Consider the following 1,628-nt stretch of genomic DNA (forward strand, 5'->3'; position numbering starts at 1 on the left):
TCGTTCGTGAAGAGCCGGTTTGGTTGCGTTTGGCTGGCGGTTCCTTGGGCGCTGGTGGGTTCTCATGGCAGCGGGGGCGCACCCTTGGTCTGGGCTCAACCCCAGTAGCTGAGGTGCTCCTTCCAGCCGTCGTTCGTGCTGGCGACCTGGGCGCCGGCGTTGTCCATGCTCAGCGTGACGGGGTGGTCCTTTTCGGGGAATCGCTGGGTTCAGCACCATCGCAGCAGTCGGTGACTCGCCTCAGCGTGTACGTGCGACGCTGCACCCGTACCGATAGGAGACCCAGGCCTCACACCGGGGTCTCATGACATGATTCCGGCAACTTTGTGAGAAAGGCTCGGCAGGGGATTGTTCAGCTCACGTTCAGCACCCGAATTCACCGCAGTAGCAGCGAGCAAGTCGATCGTCTGCCTCCACTGCGGCTTTGACCGCTTCTGGCAGCGTCGGGCCAAGCTGAACTCAGCTGCCTCTGAATTCTTCGACCTTGCCTGGGCGAGTGAGGAGTCGCTGGTTCTCACCTGCACGATGTGCGGCTCGATGCGTGAGTTCCTGCCGCGGGGTGTGACAACGACACCGGTGAACTGAGAGTGGATTCGTCTGAGTCGAGTCAAGATCTGGCACGCCGCCTGTAGTGAATCGCTCCGGGTCTGGTGGAGGCTCTGATCCAACGGAAGGATGCAGAGCATGCCCGCACCACGGAAGTACCCCGACGAGCTCCGCGAACGCGCCACGCGGATGACGCTGGAAGCCCGTCAAGACCCCGCCACGAGGACCGGAGCATTCCGCCGCGTAGGAGAACAGCTCGGGATCAATCCCGAGACGCTGCGCAACTGGGTCCGCCAAGCCGAGATCGACCACGGCCACCGCCCCGGAATCACGACCAGCGAAGCCGCCCGGGTGGCCGAGCTGGAGAAGGAGAACCGTGAACTACGGCGGGCGAACGCGATCCTGCGCTCGGCGTCGGCTTTCTTCGCGGCGGAGCTCGACCGCCCACAGCGCTGATCGTGGACTACATCGACGAACACAAGCACGAGTTCGGTGTCGAGCCGATCTGCGCCACGCTGTCCGCGGCAGGCACACAGATCGCACCGAGCACGTACTACGCGGCCAAGACGCGCACTCCTTCAGTGCGCAGCCTGCGCGATGAGCAGGTGCTCGTGGAAATCCGGCGGGTGCATGAGGCCAACTACGGGGTCTACGGGGCCCGGAAGGTCCACGCGCAACTGCGGAGGGAGGGCCTGCAGGTGGCCAGGTGCACGGTGGAGCGGCTCATGCGAGCCGCAGGCCTGCGCGGGATCAGCCGCGCGAAGGGACCGAGGACCACGGTCCCAGGCCGCGGCCCGGATGAGCGTCAAGACCTGGTCCAGCGAGACTTCACCGCGGCGGCTCCGAACCAGCTGTGGGTCGCTGACATCACCTACTGCCGCACTTTCAGCGGATGGGTGTACGCCGCGTTCATCATCGACGTGTTCTCCCGACGGGTGCTGGGCTGGCAGCTGTCGAAGTCGCTGCGCACGGACCTGGCCCTGGACGCGTTGGAGATGGCGTTCTGGACGCGTCAGCGCGCAGGCCAAGACGTGGCCGGGCTACGGCATCACAGCGATAAAGGAGTCCAGGGCGGATTCAAC

The 1,628-nt window shown here is 65.0% G+C and carries 2 protein-coding genes and 1 other annotated feature; both genes read left to right on the top strand.

Annotated features, from left to right (window positions below; genetic code table 11):
• The first annotated feature begins 684 nt into the window (after positions 1 to 684).
• Entirely contained in the window at positions 685 to 1,002 is a 318-nt protein-coding gene (locus HMPREF0321_RS00880; RefSeq protein ID WP_006943480.1) for a transposase, read from the top strand.
• Positions 963 to 1,091, top strand: a sequence feature (AL1L pseudoknot). Its footprint overlaps the gene before it by 40 nt.
• Positions 1,005 to 1,628, top strand: a 624-nt coding sequence (locus HMPREF0321_RS00885) for an IS3 family transposase (protein ID WP_006943482.1), incomplete at its 3' end; no start/stop codon positions are given. (Overlaps the previous feature by 87 nt.)

It is taken from the genome of Dermacoccus sp. Ellin185, from assembly GCF_000152185.1.
In the GTDB taxonomy this organism is placed as follows: domain Bacteria; phylum Actinomycetota; class Actinomycetes; order Actinomycetales; family Dermatophilaceae; genus Dermacoccus; species Dermacoccus nishinomiyaensis.

Excerpts from the sequence above, each read along its gene's own strand:
- HMPREF0321_RS00880 (WP_006943480.1), top strand. The coding sequence starts at position 685 with ATGCCCGCACCACGGAAGTACCCCGACGAGCTCCGCGAACGCGCCACG.